Below are 22,605 nucleotides of genomic sequence, written 5' to 3'. Positions count from 1 at the left end.
CCTTTCACAGACGACCGATCGGCAACCTGTCTAATCTACGCGATGCACATGACCCCGACACCACGCCTGCCTGAACTCACCCACCCCGTCGGCTTCGCCTCCGCACCATCCCCCAGCACCCGATTCAAACTGTGCATAACCACTGGGGTATGGTGTTCGGGTTGTCTCGGCGAGGGTGACCGCAGACCTGATTTTGCGTTCACCGTGATCGACGCGGCTCGGCTTCCGGCCGTCCCCGTTGTTTCTTCGTCGGACGAGTAGACCAAGCTTGCCAGGGCGGAAACAGACCCTGGCGCACTGTTGACAGCCCGGAACAGCCGTAGGGAGTAGATCCAGTCATGTCCGACGCCAACCTTCTCGAAGCCGCCGTACGCACCGAGTTCGGTAAGGGTGCCGCCCGCCGTACCCGTCGCGCGGGCAACGTCCCCGCCGTGCTGTACGGCCACCAGGCCGACCCGCAGCACCTCTCGATCGACGCCCGCGCCTTCTCCGCCATCCTGCGCGAGCACGGCACCAACGCGGTGCTCAGCCTCGTCATCGACGGCAAGAAGCAGCTCGCGCTCACCAAATCGGTTGTCGTGCACCCGATTCGCCGCTACATCGAGCACGCCGACCTGCTCATCATCAAGAAGGGTGAGAAGGTCACCGCCGACGTGAACGTCATCATCACCGGCGACGCCGCCCCCGGCACCCTGGTCACCCAGGACGCCAACACCATCTCCATCGAGTCCGACGCGATGAGCATTCCCGATTCCATCGAGGTCTCGGTCGAGGGCATCGAGGCGGGCACGCAGATCAACGCGGGCGAGCTCACGCTGCCCAAGGGCGTCACCCTGAACGTCGACGCCGAGACCCTGATCGTCAACGTCATCACCGCCCCGCAGTCCGAGGCCGAGGTCGAGGAAGCCGCCGAGGCTGCCGCTGCCGCCGAGGCCGCGAGCGCCGAGTAAGTAGCACCGGGAATCGGTTGTCGATGACCGAATCCACCACCGGGCCCGCGCTCGTTGTCGGACTGGGCAACCCAGGCACCGAATACGAGCGGACCCGGCACAACGTGGGGTTTTTGGTCGCCGACGTGCTCGCGGAGCGCGTCGGCGGCCGTTTTACCGTGCACAAGAAGTCCGGCGCCGACCTGCTGCAGGCCCGTCTCGACGGCCGCCAGGTGCTGATCGCCAAGCCGCGCTCGTTCATGAATCTGTCCGGGCGCCCGGTCGCCGCGCTGGCGAAGTTCTTCTCCGTGCCGCCGACCGAGGTGATCGTCGTGCACGACGAGCTCGACCTGCAGTTCGGCGAGATCCGGCTCAAGCGCGGCGGTGGCGAGGGTGGGCACAACGGCCTCCGCTCGGTGTCGAGCGCGCTGACCACCAAGGACTACCTGCGCACCCGGATCGGCATCGGCCGTCCGCCCGGTCGGCAGGATCCGGCCGACTACGTGCTCAAGCCGTTCTCGGCGCCGGAGCGCAAGGAAGTGCCGGTCATTGTCGAGCAGGCCGCGGACGCCGTCGAGCTGTTGCTCCGGGTCGGGCTGGAAGCCGCGCAGAACCGGGTGCACTGAGCGCCGCGAATTCGCCGCGCTGTCAATGCCTTTCGATAATCTTCAGCGGTCACGTCCCGCAGCCCCCAGCTCGGGGCTTTCAACGCAGGTGGACGGCGGTGGCGGCGCGCCGGAGCTTGCCGGAGGAGGTCTTCGGCAGCGCGCCGGGGCCGAGTACGGCCACGGTACGCGGACGGGAACCCACCTCCGAGAACACCGCGTGCACGATCTCGCGCTCGATTCGCTTGACCGCCTCGGCATTCTGATATTCGTTGCTCTCCACCACCACCGCGAAACTCTCGCGCTTCTGGCCGGCGTCGAGGCGCACGGCGACCGCGTTGCCGGGTCGCACGCCGGTCACCCGGGTGGCGGCGCGCTCGATGTCGGTGGGGTAGATGTTGCGGCCGCCCATGATGATGACGTCCTTGATCCGGCCGCACACCACGATCAGGCCCTCGTCGGTGAAGTAGCCGATGTCGCCGGTGTCGAGCCAGCCCGCGTCGTCCTGCGCCGGGCGGAACCCGTTAACCGTGACGTAGCCGGAAGTGACTGCCGGGCCGCGTAATTCGATGACGCCGACGGATCGGCTCGGCAGTTCCTGGCGTTCCGCGTCGACGACCCGGCCCTCCAGATGATCGACCAGGTAGCCCAGCGTCGGCAGCCTGCGGACGTTGCCGGGATGCCCGTGCGGGTCGGGCACCGGCACGGCCTTGCCGAGCGCCTCGAGCAGGTCGGCGTCGATGACATCGATCACCTGTCCCAGGCCCGGATCCGGAATCGACACGGCCAGTGTGGTTTCCGCCATGCCGTACACCGGGGTGAGCGCCATCGGGCTGAGCCCGAAGCGTTTTCCGGCCGCGGCCAACGTCTCCATGGTGTCCGGGTCGACCGGCTCCGCACCGTTCCACATGTAGCGGACGCTGCTCAGATCGAACGCGCCGTCGTCGGCCTGCTTCAACCGCCGGGCCAGCAGCGAGTACGCGAAATTCGGTGCGGCGGTGACGGTTCCGCGATACTTTGCGATCAGCTCGGCCCATAACAAGGGGCGCATCAGGAAGTCGATCGGCGTCACGCACACCACCTCGGCGCCGATTTGCATGGGGACACTGAGGAATCCGACCATGCCCATGTCGTGGAACAGCGGCAGCCAGCTGACCATCACGTCGTCGTCGAGCTGGAACTTCACCCGGTCGAACATGGCGTAGGCGTTGACGAAGAAGTTGCCGTGCGTGATCCGCACCGCCTTGGGCGATCCGGTGGAGCCGGAGGTCAACTGCTGCAGGGCGATATCGTCCTCGGCCGTCGGTACCGGATCGGTGTCCGCGCCGTCGTGCAGCTGGTCGATCCGCACCACGGTGATGCCGCGCTCGCGCAGCAGCGGCTCGGCCGCCTCGAACGGGGCGCCGAGTACCACCGCGCGCGCCTCGATCATGGTCAGCACGGTTTCGGTGTCGCGGGCCCAGACGACGAGATCGGTGCGCGGGGTCGGCTGGTGCAGCATGGTTATCGACGCCCCGCGCATCCAAATGGCCTGGCAGGCGGGCGCGATATCGACCGGCATGCCGGCCAGCACGCCGACGGCGTCACCGTGTCCGATACCCGCCGCCGCGAGGCCGCCCGCCATCCGCCGGGCGATCCGATGGATCTCGCCCCAACTCTGGCGCCGGGGTGCGTCCGGCTCGCCGGTCACCAGCCCCCGGGTCGACGCCTGCGCCGTCGCATACATCTCGTCGGTGAACCTGCTCAACGTCAACTCCCTCATCACCAGCTTCGGGCCGCCTGTCGACCTGAATCAACTATCCCGCCATTCCGGCGTGGCGTTAACCCTTTTCCCGCGTGTCGATGTTTGCTGGAGTGTCGCAAGTAGCGGGTTCGATGGGGTGATTCGCGTCAGTAGCGGCGGCGGATGGGTCGGTCGACGAAACGGCGTATCGGTGCGGCAGTGACCTACATCGCTGAGGTGGCGTAGCGGATTACTTGGCTGCGGGACTCCGGAACGTGGTGGCGTACTGGTCGACGTAGTGGCGGCCGGAGCGGGCCGCGAGCTCGCGCATCAGCTCGTCGGTGTTCATGCGCGCGACGTGACGCTGCTCGGCGGGCAGGTAGTAGCGCGGAGTACCGAAGCTGATCCGGACCTTGCCGAAACGGGGCAGCCGGGTGCCGCGGGGGTTGACGCGGTCGGTGCCTGAGAGCACGACCGGGATCACCGGGGCGCCGGTGGCCATCGCCACCCGCAGGGTGCCGGTGCGGCCGCGATAGATCCGGCCGTCCGGCGAGCGGGTGCCCTCGGGGTGGATGGCCCACACGCCGCCCGCCTCGAGAATGCGGGTGGCCGCGGCGAGTGCGTCGGCCGCGGCGCTGCCGCCGGTTCGGTCGACCGGCACCTGGCCCGCCGCCGAGAAGAACCAGCGCTTGAAGCGGCCGCGCAGGCCGGTCCCGGTGAAGTACTCCTGCTTGGCCAGGAACGTGACCTGACGGGGCAGCACGAGCGCGAGGTACAGCGAGTCGATCATCGCGAGGTGGTTGGCCGCCACGATCACCGGCCCGGTGCGCGGAACTTGTTCGAGCCCTTCGACTTCCGGTCTACCCAGCACCCGCAGTATGGGGCCGAGAAACACGTACTTGAAGAGCCAGTACCACACGTAGACCTCCCGGGAAAAAGAATGTGTAGACATTGTCTACAGCATTCCTGTAGACAGTGTCTACACCCGAAGTAGGGGTTCCGATGGTCGGCGTAGACAATGTCTGCATGGTCGAGAGCGAGTCGCTGCGGGAACGCCTGGTCGGCGCGGGCGTGGACCTGCTGGAGGAGGTCGGCGCGGCGCAATTGGGACTTCGCGCCATCACCCGGGCCGCGGGTGTCTCACATGGGGCACCGCGCAGACATTTCCCGACGCATCGTGCGCTGCTGGCCGCCATCGCGTCGCGCGGATTCGTCGATCTGATCGACCGATTCGCCGCGGTCGATCCCGGTACGAGTCCGCGAGATCGCTTGGCGCGCATGAGCGTCGCCTACGTCGAATTCGCCGGTGAACGCCCCGAGATGTTCACCCTGATGTTCCGCCACGACCTACTCGAAGGCTCCGGCGAGAACCTGCGAGCGACCACCCTGCCGCTGTTCGCGCGGTTCGCCGCCCTGGTCGGTGAGGCCGCCCAGCACGGGTCCGTAGACCCTGGTGACCGCGCAATCGCCCTCTGGACAAACCTGCACGGCATAGCCGCCCTCCAAGCAAACCGCAGCCTGCGCCTAGTAGCCCCCGCCGCCGACATCCGCGCCCTGGTCAACCGCACCCTCGAACTACACCTCGCCTGACAGCGCCCAACCTGTTTACAGCGCGGCTACGGCGGTGACGAAGTGGTCTAGCTCGTCGAAGGTTACGAAGCAGTGGGGGGAGGCGCGGACTACGGAACGTAGGCCGCGGCTGGTCATGTCCAGAAGGGTGGAGCTGGCGTGGCTCACGGTTACCGTGATGTGCTGGGCGGCCAGCCGGTCGCGGACGGTGATGGCGTCGACGGCGTCTACGGTGAACGAGACGATGCCGCTGTGGCGGATGCCGCTGTCGCGCACCGTTACTCCGGGAATCTCGGGGAGCGCCTTGCGTAGGTGTGCGGCGCGGTCGGCGATGGCGTCGTACACGTTTTCTGGGCCGAGGTCGAGCAGGTACCGCACGGCCGCGCCGAGGCCGAGGCGCCCGGCCACGTCGCATTCCCAGAACTCGAAGCGTCGGGCGTCGGGCGCGAGGCGGTAGTCGTCCGGGCCGATCCATTCCGCGCTGTGCAGGTCGAGTCGTCCCGGTTCGAGAGATTCCGCCAATGTCGGTCGGACGTAAAGGAATCCGGTGCCGCGCGGTCCGCGCAGCCACTTGCGGCCGGTGGCCGACAGCGCGTCGACGTCGAGCTCGGCCACATCGATCGCGAGCTGCCCGGTCGACTGGCAGGCGTCCAGCAACACCAGCGCGCCCACCGAATGCGCGATCCGGGTGGCCTCGGCGACCGGGTTGACCAGGCCGCCGTTGGTTGGCGCGTGCAGCAGCGAGACCAGCTTGACCCGTTCGTCGACCATCGCCGTCAGCGCGTCGAGATCGAGCTGCCCGGTGCCGTCGTTCGGGATCCGTTCGACTGTCGCCCCGATGGCGCGGGCCCGCTGCAACGCCGCGATGGCGTTGCTCGCGTAGTCGGACTCGGAGATCAGTACCCGGTCGCCCGCGGCGAGGGGAATCGAGTAGAAGAAGTCGGCCCATGCACGAGTCGCGCTGTCGCTCAACGCGATGCTGCTCGGCGCCGCGTTGATCAGCGTGCCGATCGCGGTCTTCACCGCGGCGAGATCGCCGAGGCGTTCGTTCGCGGCGCGATAGCCACCGATCTCGGCTTCGCGCCGCAGATGGTCGATGGCGGTATCGAGGACCACCCGCGGCGGCAGTGACGATCCGGCACTGTCGAGAAAAACCGAACCCGGCTCGGCACTGGACGCACAACCCGGAGTGTCGGCTCGGACACGCTCTTCATCCAGCATGATTCCGACTTTAGCGGGCTGGGCCGGGCGGAGTCCGTCCGTCCCCGGCTGGTCCCCAGTTCGGATTCTTGTCGATTTCTTGTCGGTCCCGCTCGCTACTCTGGATGGATCGCCGCGAGCGGATCACAGCACGACCACGCGGTGATGACAGATCGACGGCGGACACGAAACCACAGCAACTCGGACGCACAGTGGAGGTTGGCATGGCGGTCACGCTGGAATCAGAGCTGGTCAGTCGGGTTATTCACGACGGAGATCTCAATTCGCGGGCTGCCGCGGAAGCGTATATCGGGGGTGTCTGCTTCAAGCAGGGGCCACCCACGCTGATCGGCGCCGAGCTCGAATGGCTCACCGTGCAGGGTGAGTGTCAGGCGTCAGGCCCCTCGGCCGCCCCGCGTCCGCAATTGACTGCTCTTGCGGATGCCCTCGGACCTTACGCACCACGGTCCATCGCCCCCGATTCGCCGGAAAAGGCACTACCAGGGGGCAGCCGGGTCACCATCGAACCCGGCGGTCAGATCGAACTATCCAGCGCACCATTCGCTGATGCCGTGCAGCTGAGTACCTCGCTCCGCGACGATGCCCGCCTCTTGCGGGAACTTCTCGAATCCCGGTCCATCCGAACCGTTTCCGCTGCCGCCGACGCGGACCGGCGCCCCAAGCGGCTGCTCCAGCTGCCGCGCTATCGCGCCATGGAACAGACCTTCGCCGGTATCGGCCCATACGGCAAGCTCATGATGTGCAATACCGCCGCGACCCAGGTCAGCGTCGATGCGGGCGCCGATCGCGCCGACATCGCCGCCCGCTGGACCGCGCTCTATGCCATCGGCCCGGCCATGCTTGCCGCCTTCGCCTGCTCGCCCGCCCTGCGCGGTGCACCGGCGGGCGAGTGGGCCTCCCAGCGGATGCGGGCTTGGCTGCGCCTGGACAACGCCAGGACTCGGCCGCCGCTGATGGATTGGGCGGATCCGATCCTCGGCTACAGCAGATGGGCGCTCGATGTGCCGCTGCTGTGCGTCCGAAGACCGGACGGCGACGGGCCCGGCCCGAATCAGCCCCGCGCGAATGGGCACGGTGCCGACACCGGCTGGTCCCCGCCGCCGGGCGCCACCTTCGCCGACTGGCTCTCCGGTGCCTTGGACGACGAGGTCGGCCGCCGACCCGACCGCAACGACCTCGACTATCACCTGACCACGCTGTTCCCGCCGGTACGCGCGTCCGGATATCTGGAGGTCCGCTACATCGACGCCCAGCCCGGCGACAGCTGGACCGTCCCCATCCACGTCCTGGACGCGCTCATGTCCAGCCGCACCGTCGTGGCCGAGGCGATCGCCGTCGCCGCACCACTCGCCGGGCGCTGGCTCGATGCCGCTCGCTACGGATTGGCCGATCTGGAGATCCGGGCCGTCGCGGTCGAACTCCTCGGCCTGGCCGCGGCCAACGCGGCATCGGCCGAGGCTACCCGGGAGATCGAATCCGCCGCCGAGCGATGTCGCAGCGGCCAGGGACCCGTGGCGGAATCCGCCATGGACGGTGCCAGGGCGGGCGGTTCCGGAGTCGTCTCGTGAATGACCCGCGGCGAGACGGGGTCGCGCGCGAGCGCCCGCGCGGCGCGGTCGTGCGACGAGCTTGTCTGCATTGCCGATCCGGCCCGGCGTACGGAGCTGCGCCGACGCCGACAAGAACTAGCACCGGAGAACCAACGTGACCATTCAGCATCCGCCTGCCACGGACAATTCCGGCACCGAGCACCTACGCGAGCAGATCGCCGAAGTACTCACTCGCGCCAGACAGCGCACCCTCACCCTCACCGACTGCATCGACGAGGCCGAGCTGGTCGCGCAGCATTCGCGGCTGATGAGCCCGCTGGTGTGGGATCTCGCACACATCGGCAATCAAGAAGAACTATGGCTGGTCCGCGATGTCGGCGGCCGCGAGGCGGTGCGCGCCGACATCGATGAGCTGTACGACGCGTTCAAGCACGCCCGCTCGAACCGCCCCGCCCTGCCGCTGCTCGACCCGGCCCAGGCCAGGGGGTACGTCGGCACCGTCCGCGACAAGGTGTGGGATGTGCTGGACCGCAGCGACTTACGCGGCTCGCCGCTGGTCGACGGCGGCTTTGCCTTCGGCATGATCGCCCAGCACGAACAGCAGCACGACGAGACCATGCTGGCCACCCACCAGCTGCGCACCGGCGCCGCGGTATTGACGGCGCTCGCCGTTCCGACCACGACCGCACCCGTCACCGGCGAGGTCGTCGTTCCGGCGGGCGAGTTCACCATGGGCACGTCCACCGAACCGTGGGCGCTGGACAACGAGCGCCCCGCGCACCGAGTTCGGTTGCCCGGCTTCGCGATCGACGCCGCACCGGTGACCAACGAGCAGTACCTCGCCTTCCTCGACGATCGAGGTTACGACCGCCCAGAGCTGTGGTCCGAACGCGGTTGGGCGCACCGGCAGGAGGCGGGCCTGGTCGCGCCGCAATTCTGGGAGCGCGACTCCGCCGGACAGTGGTGGCGTCGCGTCTTCGGCGTGCTCACCCCGCTGCGCCCGCATCAGCCGGTGGTGCACGTGTGCTGGTTCGAGGCGGAGGCGTTCGCGAACTGGGCGGGCAAGCGACTGCCCACCGAGGCCGAGTGGGAAAAGGCCGCGCGGCACGACCCGGCCACCGGTGCCGCCCGCCGATTCCCTTGGGGCGACACCGAACCCGACGCATCGACCGCGAATCTCGGCCAGCGCCACCTGGAACCGGCCGACGTCGGCGCCTATCCGGCGGGTGCGACCCCGGCCGGAGTGCACCAGCTGATCGGCGACGTCTGGGAGTGGACCGCATCGGGTTTCGACCCTTACCCGGGCTTCCACGCCTTCCCCTACCAGGAGTACTCCGAGGTTTTCTTCGGCGGCGACTACCGCGTCCTGCGCGGCGGCTCGTTCGGCACCGACCCGGTGGCTTGCCGCAGCACCTTCCGCAACTGGGATCACCCGATCCGCCGTCAGATCTTTTCCGGATTCCGGCTCGCCCGCGACCTGCGACCGGGGGAGGGCGAATGAGCCGGCCAACGAGAGGTGCGCGCTGATGTGCAGACATCTCGGTTACGTCGGTCCGGCGGTCAGCGTCGGCGAGATGCTCACGGCCGGTACGCATTCCCTGCGCACCCAGGCGTGGGCACCGCGAGATATGCGGGGCGGCGGCACGATCAACGCCGACGGGTTCGGCGTCGCCTGGTGGCGGGCCGCCGAATCGGACGCTCGGAACCCGCTGGCTACCAGCGCATTGCCCGGCGAAGCCGGGGCAGGCGGCACACTGGTCGCCAGCCGATACCGCAACCCCGCACCCATCTGGACCGACCCAGCGGTGGAAGAGGTACTGCCGCAACTGCGTTCGACCGCGGTGCTGGCATCGATCCGGTCCGCCACCGTCGGCATGCCCGTCGAGCGGGCCGCGTGCGCGCCGTTCACCAGCGCGCGCTGGGCGTTCAGCCACAACGGCTCGGTGCCGGACTGGCGGAAGGTCGTCACCGCGGCATCGTCGGACTTGGATATGGCCGCCACCCAATTCGGCGCGACCCGGCTCTTCGAGACGATTCAGCTGCTCGACGCCGAATCGCCCACCGACGCCGCGACACTCTGGGTGTTGCTGCGGCAGTTGCTCACCGCGGTGACACCGGACGGCTTCGTCGATTCCCCGGGCACCGCCCTCGGCCTGCTCGCCACCGGCGTGCTGAAACACGCGCCGACCGCACGGCTCAACTTCCTGCTCGGCGACGGCGAAACCCTCTGGGCCAGCACGGTGCACCACGCCTTGTCGGCGCTGGTCACCGACACCTTCGCCGTGCTCGCCTCCGAACCCTATGACGACAACCCGAACTGGCAGTCGATCCCCGACCGCTGTCTGGTTGTCGCCCGCCCAGGCAAGCTCACCATCGATCCGCTGCCCGACAGCACGAAAGGCGCCTCACGATGACCGCACCGACGCTGGAGATCCACCTATCCGACGACGACCTCACCTCGGCATTGCGCGCGGACGCCAGGCTCGGCCTCACCGCGGACCCGAAGTGGCTGCCGCCCAAGTGGTTCTACGACGCTCGCGGCAGTGAACTGTTCGAGCAGATCACCGAGCTCCCCGAGTACTACCCGACGCGCACCGAACGCGCGCTGCTGGAGCGGGTGGTCGGCGAGATCGCCCGGGTCGCGCAGGCCGAGGTGCTCGTCGAGCTCGGCGCGGGCTCGGCCGCCAAGACCAGGCTGCTGCTTTCCGCGCTGACCGCCGAGGGTCCGTTGAAGACCTATGTCCCGCAGGACGTCTCGTCCTCGGCGCTGCGTGCCGCGGCGGACGAGATCGCGGCCGAGTTCCCCGGGCTGGCCGTGCACGGTGTGGTCAGCGATTTCACCGACACCCTGCACAACCTGCCCGGCGGCGGGCGCCGGATGATCGCCTTCCTCGGCGGCACCATCGGCAACCTGGTCCCGGCCGAACGCGCCGAATTCCTTGCCAGCATCTACGAGGTGCTCGAACCGGGCGAGCAGCTGCTGCTCGGTGCCGGTCTGGTGATCGATCCGGCCGTGCTGGTCCCCGCCTATGATGACGCCGCCGGTGTCACCGCCGAGTTCAATCGGAATGTGCTGCACGTCTTGAACTCTCGCCTCGACGCCGACTTCGCGCCGGAGAAGTTCGAGCACATCGCGCGGTGGGACGCCGAGCACGAGTGGATCGAAATGCGCTTGGCGGCAACCGAAGACATGACCGTCAACGTTCGCGACCTCGATCTCACCGTGCGGTTCGCCGCCGGCGAGCAGATGCGCACCGAGATCTCCGCCAAGTTCCGCGTCGAGGGCCTGAACGCCGAGCTGTCCGCCGCCGGGTTCAGTACCGAGGAGGTGTGGACCGATCCCGACAACCGCTTCGCGCTCGTGCTCGCGGCACGCGACTAAGCGAGCAGCGGTGATCGGGTAGTCGCTCCGGTCACCACCGCGGCGAGCCAGTCGACCAGGGGCCGCATCGTCTCCCAGGCGGTGCGGATCTCCTTGGCGGCCCGAGGCTTGTCCAGCCACGGCGGCGCCCCGATCTCCTTGTTGCAGACCAGGGCCTTGTGCCGGAGCAGGTCGATGCGCGGATGGTCGGCGTCGTAACCCTTCGGCTTGGTCTTGAGCTGCTCGCCGCCGATCGTATAACCCGCCTTGCGCAACTTCGCCAGAATCGCGACCAGTTCCGGGCCGCGCACATCGTGGTCGATGGTGGCACGCAGCTGCGCGATCTGCTCCGACGAACCGCCGTAGAAACCACCAGCGACGTACAACCCCGCCGCACCGACCTGCACGTACCAGCCGGTGCTCGGCGCAACGGACACATACGCGCCCTGATGATTCTTGTACGGCGTCTTGTCCTTGGAAAAACGCACGTCCCGATACGGCCGGAAGATCTTGGCGGCACCGAAATCCGGCTCCAGCTCGGCGGTCAGTGCGAGCATCGGCGCCTTTACCGCCGATTCGTACACATCCTTGTGCGCGGTCCAGAACATCTTCGAGTTGTCGGCCTCGAGATCCTCGTAGAAATCCAGCCCCGCCAGCGGGAAGCCGTCGAACTTGGTCATGACTGTGCCTCGCTCATACAGAGCAATCTACGTTCTCAGGTCTCCGTTGAAGATAAGGAACCCCACCAGGAAGCCGATGATCATGGTGACGCCCGACGCGATCGCGGCCCACCTGCCGAGCGACTCGCCCTTGCTGTGGCCGACGATGCCGAGCACGATGCCCGCGGGGCCGAACAGGATGGGGCAGAACAACACCGCGATCACCGCGCAGACGAAACCGATGATCGAGAACACCTGGGTGCCGGAAGACCGCTGCGGCGTGGTGTAGGGCTCGTACGACTGTGGTGGGTAATTGCCGTAGCCGCCGGGCGGTGGATTCTGCTGTTGGCTGTAGCCACCGCCCTGCGGGTAGTTGTACACCCCGCCCTGCGGATACTGCGGTGCGCCACCAGAATCCAGCGGTTGGCCGCTGCCCGGATAGTACGGTTGATCGCTCGCGTACTGAGGTTGTCCGCTGCCCGGGTATTGAGGGCCGCCGCCGGGATATTGCGGCTGATTCGGTGGGTACTGCTGCGCACTCCATTGCTGTTGATCGGTGGGCGCACCCCGTCCGTGCGGATCCGCACCCCAAGACGGCTGGCTACCGGCTGCTCCAGTAGGCCCGCTACCCGGCGCAGGGTGATTGCTAGGCGGCCCAGCAGATGTGCCGCCCGATGACGGCTGGCCACCCGTTGGCTGCGCTTGCCCGCCCAACGGCCCAGCGGGCGCGTCTGTCGGCTGCCACCACTCACCCGCCGAGGGTGGCGGCGTCGCGTACGGCTCACTCGAAGGTTCCGCCGCACCAACATCTTTCGACAACGAAGGGGCGGCACCCACGTCCGCAGCGTCGCCCGAGGTAGGCGCGGCTCCGGCGTCCTCCACGGGATCTGCCGACCCGAACTCGCTCGGCGACGCGCCCGCTGGCTCCGGTGTACCGCCGGTGGGGTTCGGATTCTGCGGCGTGCTCATCGCGCCTCCTCGTGTCGTCCGGTCGGCACCGCTGCGTACCTCCGACGCGACCATCCGCGCGCGGCGGATGGTCTGCGTCCGGCTTGTCCGTTATGCGTACCACGACGGTAGAGCTGTCATAGCCGATTGCGCTAGGTGGCGCGGCCGGGCTTCGACCAGGCTCAGAGATCGGTGTCGTCCACGATGTCCATGGCCAGCACCTCGGCGGGCCGCTCGTCGTCCTGCGCCTTCTCGGCGCGCTGTTCGCGCGGAGTGGACTCCTGCGCCAGCTCATCCGCGATGCCGAGCCTGCCGTCATCCTCGTTCTCGTGATAGCGAATGCGCAGGTCATCCGGCGGATCCTCGACATTGCGCTCATACGCGCGGATCTCGTCGGCCTGGTCGTCGTCCCCCATGTCTGTGTCCAGCGATTCACGGTCCATACCCCCAGTATCCCCGCGTATTGCCACAACTAACGGAGCCGACGCAAAGAAATGGCGGCCCGGACCGAAGTCCGAACCGCCGTGTCCGTGGTGAAAATCTATGCGTTGCCGTTAAAGAGGCCGGTTACCGAGCCGTTTTCGAAGACCTCGCGGATGGTGCGGGCCAGCAGTGGCGCGATGGAAAGCACCGTCAACTGCGCGAACTTCTTCTCTTCGGTGATCGGCAGCGTGTTGGTGACCACAACTTCCTTGGCGCCGCAGGCGGCGAGCCGCTCGGCGGCCGGGTCGCTCAGCACGCCGTGCGTGGCGGCGATGACCACGTCACCGGCGCCGGCATCCTTGAGCACCTTGACCGCGCCGGCGATGGTGCCACCGGTGTCGATCATGTCGTCGATCAGGATGCAGGTGCGGCCCTCGACATCGCCGACCACGCGGTTCGCCTTGATCTGGTTGGGCACCAGCGGGTCGCGGGTCTTGTGGATGAACGCCAGCGGCGAGCCGCCGAGCGAGTCGGCCCACTTCTCGGCGACGCGCACGCGGCCCGAGTCGGGGGAGACCACGGTGATGTGGTCGAGGGTGTAGTTGGTGCGGATGTACTCGGCGAGCTGCAGCTGCGCGTGCATGTGATCGACCGGGCCGTCGAAGAAGCCCTGGATCTGATCGGTGTGCAGGTCGACGGTGATGATGCGGTCCGCGCCCGCGGTCTTCAGCAGGTCGGCGACCAGGCGAGCCGAGATCGGTTCGCGGCCGCGGTGCTTCTTGTCCTGACGGGCGTAGGGGTAGAACGGCAGCACGGCGGTGATCCGCTTGGCCGAACCGCGCTTGAGCGCGTCGATCATGATGAGCTGTTCCATCAGCCACTGGTTCAGCGGCGCGGGGAAGCTCTGCAGCACGAACGCGTCGGAGCCGCGGACCGACTCTTCGAACCGGACGAAGATCTCGCCATTGGCGAAGTCGCGTGCGGTCTGCGGCGTGACGTGGACGTCGAGTTCCTTGGCGACCTGTTCGGCCAGCTCAGGATGAGCGCGTCCCGAGAAGAGCATCAGGTTCTTCTGGTTATCGATCCATGACGCGGTCACTGCTGTTTGCCATCCTTTTGCTCGATTGCCCGACCGGAGTTCTCTTTGGCGGCGTTGGCTTCTGCCGCCGCGCGCGCCGCGGCCGTTCCAGGACGGTGACGTTGCACCCAGCCCTCGATGTTCTTCTGCGGCCCGCCGGAAACCGCGAGTGCACCGGGCGGAACGCTTCTGCGCAGTACAGTACCCGCCGCCGTATACGCGCCGTCACCCACCGTTACCGGTGCGACAAACATCGTGTCGCTTCCCGTTCGCACATGCGAGCCGACAGTGGTGTGATGCTTGGTCACTCCGTCGTAGTTCACGAAAACACTCGAAGCGCCGATGTTGCTGTGCTCGCCGATGGTGGCATCGCCCACGTAGGTCAGATGCGGCACCTTGGAGTGCGCGCCGATCGAGGCGTTCTTCGTTTCCACGAAGGCGCCGAGCTTGCCGGAATTGCCGACCACGGTGCCCGGTCGTAGATAGCTGAACGGGCCGATGGTCGCGCCGGGGCCGATCATCGCGCCTTCGCCGTGCGTCCGGACGACGCGGGCGCCGTCGCCGACGACCACATCGGTGAGCGTGCTGTCCGGCCCGATCTCGGCGTCCTCGCCGATCACGGTGTCGCCGAGCAACTGAACGCCGGGGCGAAGCACCGCGTCCCTGCTGATCCGCACGCTCGCGTCCACCCAGGTGGAGGCCGGATCGATGATGGTGACGCCGGCTCGCATGTGCCGTTCCAGGATGTAGCGGTTGAGCCTGCTCGTCGCGTTGGCCAGCTGGACCCGGTCGTTCACGCCGGTGACCTTGGCCGCGTCGACCAGGCGGGCGCCGTGCACCGGATGCCCGGCCTCGCGGGCCAGCCGCAGCACGTCGGTCAGGTACAGCTCGTGCTGGGCGTTGGCGGTGGACAACCGGCTGATCATGGTGCGCAGCACATTCACGTCGAACGCGTACACACCCGAGTTGACCTCGGTGATCGCGGACTGCGCCGGGGTGGCGTCGGCGTGCTCGACGATCTCGAATACCCGGCCGTCGGCGTCGCGGACGATGCGGCCGTAGCCGTTCGGGTCGTCGGGCACGAAGGTCAGCACCGTCACGGCGGACCGTTCGGCGTACGAGCGGTGCTCGTCGAGCAGCGCGGACAGCGTGTGCCCGTCGAGCAGCGGCACGTCGGCGGAGGTGACGAGCAGGTCGCCGGTGAAACCGACGGGCAGCGCGGCCAATGCGCACTGCACGGCGTGACCGGTGCCGAGCTGTTCTTCCTGGACCGCTGAGGTGATCTCACGGCCGAGGTCGGTGGCCACCGCGTCGACTGCGGCCCCGACCTGTTCGCGGTCGTGTCCGACCACGGTGATCAGATATGCGGGGTCGATCTCGTTCGCCGCATGCAGCGCGTGTGCGAGCATGCTTCGACCGGCCAGCGAATGCAGCACTTTGGGGGTCTTCGACCGCATTCGCGTCCCGGCACCGGCTGCGAGAACGACGACGGCGGTCTGCTGTGGCATGGATCTCCCTCGGCTGCCTGTCATCGTGCTGCTGGGCTCTGCTCATCCTGCTGGGGTCTGCTGTGCTGGGCGCAGATGTGCGGGCCAACGATAGGTCATCGTGCTGCCGAGCTCCGCCGCCAGGACTCGAACCTGAACTATCTGAACCAAAATCAGAGGTGCTGCCATTACACCACGGCGGATTGCCACATCGGAGGATCGGGAACACCCGCCGCTGTGCCACGGCACGGGAAAGATCCTCGCATACACCCACGCCTCTCCGCGATTCTTGCCGGTAGTTGGAGCGTCGAGAGCACCGGGGCCGGGGTTGATCCAAGGCGCGCCCGGGGTTGACGGGGCGATCTTGCGAGCTGTCTGGAACAGTTAAGGCACTGGACGGTCGTATGGCGAAGGGAGGCGGGAGCGATGTCGGCTAGTGAACCGCCCAAAGTGCCGCGTCCCCGGATGACCGGTACCCAGCGGCGACAGCAGCTCATCGAGATCGGTCGCGCGCTGTTCGCCGAGCGCGGCTACGACGCCACCTCGATCGAGGAGATCGCGCAACGGGCTCAGGTCTCCAAACCTGTGGTGTACGAACACTTCGGCGGCAAAGAGGGGTTGTACGCGGTCGTCGTCGATCGCGAGATGTCGATGCTGCTCGACATGATCGTGTCGTCGCTGACCCAGAACCGGTCGCGGATCCGGCTCGAACAGGTCGCGCTCGCGCTGCTGACCTACATCGAGGAACGCACCGACGGGTTCCGCATCCTGGTGCGCGATCAGCCGGCGGGCAATGCCGAGGGCCGCTACTCCAGCCTGCTCAACGAGGCCGTGAACCAGGTCGCACACATCCTCGCCGGGGATTTCGAGCGCCGCGGCTTCGACACCAGCCTGGCCACCCTCTATGCCCAGGCGTTGGTCGGGCAGGTCGCCACCGCCGCCACCTGGTGGCTGGACGAACGCAAACCGTCGAAAGAGGTTGTCGCCGTGCATTTGGTGAATCTGTGCTGGAACGGGCTGAGCCATCTGGAGGCCGACCCGCATCTCAGCTCGGAGTGGCGCGCCGGTATCGAGGAGTGACTCGGGTTGTTAACCAGCGAATTGCGAAGCGGGTCCAGTCGAATGCTCGAATTGACTGCCGAGGGCCCGCCTGGTGGTACGGTTCACCCATCCTTTGGGTGCTGTTCGGGCGGTAAGTCGGTCTACTTCGTGATGTCGGTCTACTTCAGGATGGCTGGTTTTTAGGATGACAGGCGGATCTGATGGCTAGGCAAGCGCGCGCGGAGATCACCCGCGACTCCGTTCTTGCGGGCGCTGCCGATGTCTTTCTGCGCTTGGGTTACGCGAACGCGAGTCTGAGCGAGATCATCGCGCAGTCCAATGTGACCAAGGGCGCCTTGTACTTTCACTTCGGCTCGAAGGAAGAGCTGGCGCGCGCGGTCGTCGACCAGGGCAACGAGCGGCTGGTCAGCTCGTGTCAGGGTTTCTTCGATCCCCGGGTGCCCGCGCTCGAGGCGTGCATCGGCATCACCTATGTCGTGGCCGACCTATCCATGAACGATCCGATGGTCGGCGCGATGCTCAAGCTGACCCATCAGATCGGTGATTACCGCGGCGCGCAGGGCGACAACATCGCCAAGACGTGGGGCGACACCTACCGCGTGCTCTCCGAAAGGGCTATCGCCCAGGGCGATTTGCAGCCCGAGCTGGACGCCGAGGTGATCGGCATGCTGCTGCAGGAGATGACCGCGGGCGTGCACATCGTCGCCGTCGGCACCGAGTCGATCGATCAGATGGCGGCCCGGATGGAACGCGTCTGGTACTTCCTGCTCCCGTCGATCGTCCCCGGTGAGAAGCTCGCCTACTTCCGCGAGTTCGCGGCAAGGCGCCTGCGTCGCTACGTGCCCTAGCAGCCCGAGCTCGATGTGTCGGCGGCCTTGACTAGACTTTGCTGGCCGCTCGAAATACCCGGCTTGAGCTCAGGAGTTGTGATGCCGACCCATCGTCCACCGCTTGCGGGACTCGCGGCGGTCGCCGGTGCCGATGCCGCGCTGCGGACCGTCGCCGAGCTGGTCGGTAAGTCCCCGGTCGAGCTGGTCGGGCCGTCCGGCGTGCGGGCCTTCGTGGCCGCGACGATCGTGGCGAGCCGGCCGCTGGTCGTGGTAACCGCGACTGGGCGCGAGGCGGACGATCTGACCCTCGAGCTCGAGGAGATGCTCGGCCCTGCGGTAGCGCAATTCCCGTCCTGGGAGACCCTGCCGCACGAACGGCTGTCACCGGGCGCCGACACCGTCGGGCGCAGGCTCGAGGTGCTGCGCAGGCTGGCCCATCCCGAAGATCCGGCCTTCCCCGAACCGCTGCGCGTGGTGGTCACCACCGTGCGGTCGCTCATGCAGCCGATGGCGGGCAGCCTCGGCGACATCGAGCCGATCGTGCTGCGCGTCGGCGCCGAGCTCGACTTCGACGAATTGCTCACGCGCCTGGTCGAATTCGCCTACAGCCGGGTCGACATGGTCGGCAAGCGCGGCGAGTTCGCGGTGCGTGGCGGCATTCTCGACCTGTTCCCGCCCACCGCCGATCATCCGGTGCGCGTGGAGTTCTGGGGTGACGAGGTCACCGAGCTGCGCCCGTTCGCCGTCGCCGACCAGCGCTCGCTCACCGAGGTGTCGGTGGATGTCGTTGTCGCGCCGCCCTGTCGCGAACTGCTGCTCACCCCGGCGGTGCGCGAGCGGGCCGCCGAGGTCGCCGTCGACTACGCGGCCGACGCCGCCCTGGTGGAGATGCTGGAAAAGCTGGCCAACGGCGTCCCGGTGGACGGCATGGAGGCGCTGCTTCCGGTGCTGAAGCCGGGCGAACTGCGGCTGCTCACCGAGGTGCTGCCCGCGGGCACTCATCTGCTGCTATGTGATCCGGAGAAGATCCGCACCCGCGCCGCCGATCTGGTGCGCACCGGCGAGGAGTTCCTCGAGGCGTCCTGGACCGCTGCCTCGTTCGGTGCCGACGCGCCGCTCGGCGCACACGGCCTGGATCTGGCCGCGTCCGGTTATCAGGCGCTGCCCGACGTGCACGCGAGCGCGGACGAGCGCGACCTGCCCTGGTGGACGCTGAGCCCGCTCACCGCGGGCGTCCCCGCCGAGGTGGTGCTTCCGGTGCTGGCCGGGCCCACCGCCCGCGGCTCCGACGAACTCGTGGCGACCATCTTCGCCTCGCTGCGCGCGCACGTGGCCACCGGCGGCCGCGCCGTGGTCGTCGTCGCCGGACACGGTACGGCGCAACGCATTCTGGAACGACTCGCCGATGCCGACGTGCCCGCCGCGACGCTCGAACCCGGCGCCGAACCGAGCAACGGGGTCGTCGGCGTGCTGTGCGGCTCGCTGCACGACGGTCTGATCTTCGACGACGCGGGCCTTGTCGTTGTCGCCGAATCCGACCTCACCGGCAACCGGATGACCGCGCCGGGCGACGGTAAGCGGCTGCCCGCCAAGCGCCGCAACCAGGTCGACCCGCTCGCGTTGAACGCGGGCGACATGGTGGTGCACGATCAGCACGGCATCGGGCGATTCGTCGAGATGATCGAGCGCACCATCGGCGGCGCGCGGCGCGAATACCTGGTCATCGAATACGCGCCGGGCAAGCGCGGCCAGCCGGGCGACCGGCTGTTCGTGCCGATGGAGTCGCTGGATCAGCTGTCCCGTTACGTCGGCGGCGAACTGCCGAGCCTGTCCAAGCTCGGCGGGTCCGACTGGGCGAACACGAAACGCAAGGCGCGCAAGGCTGTTCGGGAGATCGCTGGCGAGCTGGTGCAGCTGTACGCCGCCCGCCAGGCGGCGCCGGGACACGCGTTCGGCCCCGACACCCCGTGGCAGCAGGAGATGGAGGACGCGTTCGCGTTCACCGAGACCGTCGACCAGATGACCGCCATCGCCGAGGTCAAGTCCGACATGGAGAAGCCCGTCCCGATGGACCGGGTGGTGTGTGGCGACGTCGGCTACGGCAAGACCGAGATCGCCGTGCGCGCCGCGTTCAAGGCGGTGCAGGACGGTAAGCAGGTCGTCGTGCTGGTGCCGACAACCCTGCTCGCGCAACAACATCTGCAGACCTTCACCGAACGCGTCGCCGGCTTTCCGATCAACGTGAAGGGGCTGTCCCGGTTCACCGATCCGGCCGACGCCCGCGCCGTTATGGCGGGGATGGCCGACGGCAGCGTCGACATCGTCGTCGGCACCCACCGGCTGCTGCAGACCGGTGTGCGTTGGAAGGACCTCGGCCTTGTCGTGGTCGACGAGGAGCAGCGCTTCGGCGTCGAACACAAGGAGCACATCAAGGCGCTGCGCACCCACGTCGACGTGCTGACCATGTCCGCGACGCCGATTCCGCGCACCCTGGAGATGAGCCTGGCAGGCATCCGCGAGATGTCGACCATCCTCACCCCGCCGGAGGAACGGCACCCGGTGCTCACCTACGTCGGCGCCTACAACGACAAGCAGGTCACCGCCGCCATCCGGCGCGAGCTGCTGCGCGACGGCCAGGTCTTCTACGTGCACAACCGGGTGTCCTCGATCGACAAGGCCGCCAAGCGGATTCGTGATCTGGTGCCCGAGGCCAGGGTGGCCGTCGCGCACGGTCAGATGAACGAGGACGCCCTCGAGTCCACCGTCGAGGGTTTCTGGGAGCGCGAATTCGACGTGCTCGTCTGCACCACCATCATCGAAACCGGCTTGGACATCTCCAACGCGAACACCCTGCTCGTGGAACGCGCCGACGCACTCGGTCTTTCGCAGCTGCACCAGTTGCGTGGCCGGGTCGGCCGCAGCCGGGAACGCGGCTACGCCTACTTCCTGTACCCGCCGGAGAAGCCGCTCACCGAAACCGCCTACGACCGCCTCGCCACCATCGCGCAGAACTCCGACCTCGGCGCGGGCATGGCCGTCGCGATGAAGGACCTCGAAATCCGTGGCGCGGGCAACGTGCTCGGCGCCGAACAGTCCGGCCACGTCGCGGGCGTCGGCTTCGACCTCTACGTCCGGCTGGTCGGCGAGGCCGTCGAGGCCTACCGGGCCGCCGCCGACGGCAGGCCCATCACCACCGAAGAGCCCAAGGAAATGCGCATCGACCTCCCCGTCGACGCGCACATCCCGCCCGACTACATCGGCAGCGATCGGCTGCGCCTCGAGGGATACCGCAAACTCGCCTCCGCGCAGGACGATTCGGCCCTCGCCTCCGTCGTCGAGGAACTCGTCGACCGCTACGGTCCGCTGCCGGTCGAGGTCGGCCGGCTGGTCTCCGTCGCGAAACTGCGCCTGCTGGCCCGCGAATACGAGGTCACCGAAATCGCGGTCACCGGAACAACACTCAAGATCTCCCCGCTGCACCTGCCCGACTCGAAACAGATGCGCCTCAAACGCATCTACCCCGCCGCCAGCTATCGCGCCGCCAGCGGCGTGATCTCGCTGCCGCTGCCGCGCGTCGAAGACAGCGTCGGTGCTGAACGGGTCCGCGACGTGGTGCTCCTGCAATTCGTCGCCGACCTCCTGCTGGCCTTGGACGGAAAAGCCCAGGGCGCAGTGGATCTCACCACCGCGACCGAGGTCTCGGCCGCCCGATGAGCGAGCGAACAGGCGCCCCGGCAGGCGCGAGCGTCAGCGAGGCGCAGGCATGAGTGCCGATCGAGACGAGGCAATTCTGCGTGCCGCCCGCCACGCCGCGGCCAGCCGGTCGAACGGGATTCCGTCCGATACCGCGGTGGTGGCGGCGGGTTTGACCAACGCCGTCGAAGTCATGGACCGCCTCTGGAATTTCGGCGGCTGGGAAGTAACCCAAACCCACGACACGTTGCGCCCCTACCTGCTCGAGGAAACCTACGAACTCCTCGACGCCATCCAGCACAACGACGCGGAGACCATCAAAGAAGAACTGGGCGACCTCCTGCTCCAGGTCCTCTTCCACTCCCGAATCGCCCAAGCGGCAGGCGAATTCACCGTCGACGACGTAGCCGCCGCCCTGGTAGCCAAACTGGTCAACCGCAGCCCCTACCTCCGCGACACTCAATTCGCCGCCGACACCACCCTCGAAGAAAAGATCGCGGCACAGGAAAGTGCTTGGGAAGAACGCAAATCCGCCGAAAAGTCTCGCCGCTCCTGCCTGGACGGCATCGCCATGGCCCAACCCGCCCTGGCCCTCGCCGAAAAGATCCGCGACCGCAGCAGCAAAGCAGGCCTGCCCGAAGACCTGATCCCCACTGACCTTCGCGTCGTGCACCTCGGCCTCCCCGACAGCGCCGAGGAACGCCTCCGCAAAGCCACCCTCACCTTCGCCACCGCCATCCGCGCCACCGAGGATGCGGCGGAAGCCGATCGCGGGGAACGACTTCCGCTCGCCGGTGACGACTGGCGCAAGTACTGGGTTCACTGAGACGAGACGGGCGGCGTGTCCACGATCTCGGTGAGTGTGCCGGGTTCGGCTTTGTCGACATAGAGGACGCCGTTGAGGTGGTCCGTCTCGTGCTGCACGATGCGGGCAGCCCACCCGCTGAACTCAGCGAGCCGCGATGTTCCGCCGAGATCGGTGAAGCGCAGCGTGACGTCGGCGTGACGGCGGACCACCGCGTGGTATCCGGTGACGCTCAGGCAGCCCTCGGGGAAGTCGGCGGTTCGCAGTGAAGAGGGCGTGTACGTCGGATTGGCGACCACCAGGAATTCCTGCGGGTAGCGCTCGCGGGTCGCAGCGATCTCCTCGCTGACCGCAGCCGAGTCCTCGATCACCGCCAGCTGCACAGGCAGGCCGATCTGCGGAGCGGCCAATCCGACGCCGGGAGCCGCGTGCATCGTCCGCCGCATCAGCTCGATAAGCGCCGACAGATCCTTCTCGTCCAGCTGCCCCTCGTACCGTTGCGCGACAGTTCGCAGCCCCGGGTCATCAACCTGGACGATGGGCGCGACACCATCACCAACCCGATCCAACAACTCCCTGACCCGACGCCGCAGACCGCCCGCGTCGTCACCTTCAACCGGCGTTGCCATGACCCACCCTCCACCTCGAAGTCACCACGACCG

General features: G+C 67.7%; 20 protein-coding genes and 1 tRNA gene. 11 read left to right on the top strand and 10 right to left on the bottom strand.

All coding sequences use genetic code 11. The features are described 5' to 3' along the window. Positions 1-338 precede the first annotated feature (338 nt). Both ACIBCN_RS26100 and pth read left to right on the top strand, forming a co-directional pair. Positions 339-950: a 50S ribosomal protein L25/general stress protein Ctc gene (locus ACIBCN_RS26100; protein ID WP_396994274.1), complete on the top strand. Its 612-nt coding sequence runs from the start codon at positions 339-341 to the stop codon at positions 948-950. A gap of 23 nt (positions 951-973) precedes the next feature. Further along, positions 974-1,555, top strand: coding sequence for an aminoacyl-tRNA hydrolase (gene pth / locus ACIBCN_RS26095; RefSeq protein ID WP_396994273.1), 582 nt, complete (start codon positions 974-976; stop codon positions 1,553-1,555). Between the two features lie 79 nt (positions 1,556-1,634). Here pth and ACIBCN_RS26090 read toward each other — a convergent pair whose 3' ends face one another. After that, a complete protein-coding gene (locus ACIBCN_RS26090) occupies positions 1,635-3,281 on the bottom strand; it encodes a fatty acyl-AMP ligase (RefSeq protein WP_396994272.1) in 1,647 nt (548 codons plus the stop codon). Positions 3,282-3,507: 226 nt separating this feature from the next. Continuing rightward, positions 3,508-4,176: a lysophospholipid acyltransferase family protein gene (locus tag ACIBCN_RS26085; RefSeq protein WP_396994392.1), complete on the bottom strand. Its 669-nt coding sequence runs from the start codon at positions 4,174-4,176 to the stop codon at positions 3,508-3,510. 107 nt (positions 4,177-4,283) lie between these two features. On the opposite strand from ACIBCN_RS26085, the gene ACIBCN_RS26080 reads away from it, so the two are divergent. Then, entirely contained in the window at positions 4,284-4,847 is a 564-nt protein-coding gene (locus ACIBCN_RS26080) for a TetR/AcrR family transcriptional regulator (protein ID WP_396994271.1), read from the top strand. A gap of 15 nt (positions 4,848-4,862) precedes the next feature. Here ACIBCN_RS26080 and ACIBCN_RS26075 read toward each other — a convergent pair whose 3' ends face one another. Continuing rightward, positions 4,863-6,047 (bottom strand): aminotransferase class V-fold PLP-dependent enzyme, encoded by a 1,185-nt coding sequence (locus tag ACIBCN_RS26075; protein WP_396994270.1) that lies wholly within the window; start codon positions 6,045-6,047, stop codon positions 4,863-4,865. A gap of 203 nt (positions 6,048-6,250) precedes the next feature. Between ACIBCN_RS26075 and egtA the strand changes: the two genes are divergently transcribed. The 4 genes from egtA to egtD all read left to right on the top strand — a co-directional run bounded on the left by egtA (position 6,251) and on the right by egtD (position 10,979). After that, positions 6,251-7,615 carry an ergothioneine biosynthesis glutamate--cysteine ligase EgtA gene (gene egtA / locus ACIBCN_RS26070; RefSeq protein ID WP_396994269.1) on the top strand — a complete coding sequence of 455 codons (1,365 nt, stop codon included), beginning with the start codon at positions 6,251-6,253 and terminating at the stop codon, positions 7,613-7,615. Between the two features lie 136 nt (positions 7,616-7,751). Continuing rightward, complete coding sequence (egtB, locus tag ACIBCN_RS26065; protein WP_396994268.1) at positions 7,752-9,098, top strand: ergothioneine biosynthesis protein EgtB; 1,347 nt, start codon at positions 7,752-7,754, stop codon at positions 9,096-9,098. A 25-nt stretch (positions 9,099-9,123) separates the two neighbouring features. Next, positions 9,124-10,011: a class II glutamine amidotransferase gene (locus tag ACIBCN_RS26060; protein ID WP_396994267.1), complete on the top strand. Its 888-nt coding sequence runs from the start codon at positions 9,124-9,126 to the stop codon at positions 10,009-10,011. Next, a complete protein-coding gene (gene egtD, locus ACIBCN_RS26055) occupies positions 10,008-10,979 on the top strand; it encodes an L-histidine N(alpha)-methyltransferase (RefSeq protein ID WP_396994266.1) in 972 nt (323 codons plus the stop codon). Before ACIBCN_RS26060 ends, egtD begins: the two co-directional genes overlap by 4 nt. Here egtD and ACIBCN_RS26050 read toward each other — a convergent pair. The 6 genes from ACIBCN_RS26050 to ACIBCN_RS26025 form a co-directional block, all read right to left on the bottom strand. After that, a complete protein-coding gene (locus ACIBCN_RS26050) occupies positions 10,976-11,638 on the bottom strand; it encodes a DUF2461 domain-containing protein (protein WP_396994265.1) in 663 nt (220 codons plus the stop codon). The genes egtD and ACIBCN_RS26050 overlap by 4 nt on opposite strands. 27 nt (positions 11,639-11,665) lie before the next feature. Continuing rightward, entirely contained in the window at positions 11,666-12,586 is a 921-nt protein-coding gene (locus ACIBCN_RS26045) for a hypothetical protein (RefSeq protein ID WP_396994264.1), read from the bottom strand. Between the two features lie 161 nt (positions 12,587-12,747). Further along, the gene (locus tag ACIBCN_RS26040) at positions 12,748-13,008 is read right to left on the bottom strand and encodes a hypothetical protein (protein WP_396994263.1); all 261 of its coding nucleotides are present in this window, start codon (positions 13,006-13,008) and stop codon (positions 12,748-12,750) included. A 98-nt stretch (positions 13,009-13,106) separates the two neighbouring features. After that, positions 13,107-14,087 (bottom strand): ribose-phosphate diphosphokinase, encoded by a 981-nt coding sequence (locus ACIBCN_RS26035; RefSeq protein WP_357381568.1) that lies wholly within the window; start codon positions 14,085-14,087, stop codon positions 13,107-13,109. After that, a complete protein-coding gene (gene glmU / locus ACIBCN_RS26030) occupies positions 14,084-15,574 on the bottom strand; it encodes a bifunctional UDP-N-acetylglucosamine diphosphorylase/glucosamine-1-phosphate N-acetyltransferase GlmU (protein ID WP_396994262.1) in 1,491 nt (496 codons plus the stop codon). The genes ACIBCN_RS26035 and glmU overlap by 4 nt, the downstream gene beginning before the upstream one ends. Positions 15,575-15,685: 111 nt before the next feature. Continuing rightward, positions 15,686-15,756, bottom strand: a tRNA-Gln gene (locus tag ACIBCN_RS26025). A 262-nt stretch (positions 15,757-16,018) separates the two neighbouring features. Between ACIBCN_RS26025 and ACIBCN_RS26020 the strand changes: the two genes are divergently transcribed. The 4 genes from ACIBCN_RS26020 to ACIBCN_RS26005 all read left to right on the top strand — a co-directional run bounded on the left by ACIBCN_RS26020 (position 16,019) and on the right by ACIBCN_RS26005 (position 21,964). Next, on the top strand, positions 16,019-16,633 hold the full coding sequence (locus ACIBCN_RS26020) for a TetR/AcrR family transcriptional regulator (protein WP_396994391.1): 615 nt from the start codon (positions 16,019-16,021) through the stop codon (positions 16,631-16,633). 182 nt (positions 16,634-16,815) lie between these two features. Continuing rightward, positions 16,816-17,463, top strand: coding sequence for a TetR family transcriptional regulator (locus ACIBCN_RS26015; protein WP_396994261.1), 648 nt, complete (start codon positions 16,816-16,818; stop codon positions 17,461-17,463). 81 nt (positions 17,464-17,544) lie between these two features. Next, positions 17,545-21,159 (top strand): transcription-repair coupling factor, encoded by a 3,615-nt coding sequence (gene mfd, locus ACIBCN_RS26010; RefSeq protein WP_396994260.1) that lies wholly within the window; start codon positions 17,545-17,547, stop codon positions 21,157-21,159. A gap of 172 nt (positions 21,160-21,331) precedes the next feature. Next, complete coding sequence (locus ACIBCN_RS26005) at positions 21,332-21,964, top strand: MazG family protein (RefSeq protein WP_396994390.1); 633 nt, start codon at positions 21,332-21,334, stop codon at positions 21,962-21,964. Here the strand turns inward: ACIBCN_RS26005 and ACIBCN_RS26000 are convergent. After that, a complete protein-coding gene (locus tag ACIBCN_RS26000; protein WP_396994259.1) occupies positions 21,958-22,572 on the bottom strand; it encodes a peptide deformylase in 615 nt (204 codons plus the stop codon). The genes ACIBCN_RS26005 and ACIBCN_RS26000 overlap by 7 nt on opposite strands. Positions 22,573-22,605: the final 33 nt, after the last annotated feature.

Source organism: Nocardia sp. NPDC051052 (genome assembly GCF_044456045.1).
Classification (GTDB): Bacteria; Actinomycetota; Actinomycetes; order Mycobacteriales; family Mycobacteriaceae; genus Nocardia.
This window is presented reverse-complemented; position numbering and strand designations above follow the sequence as displayed.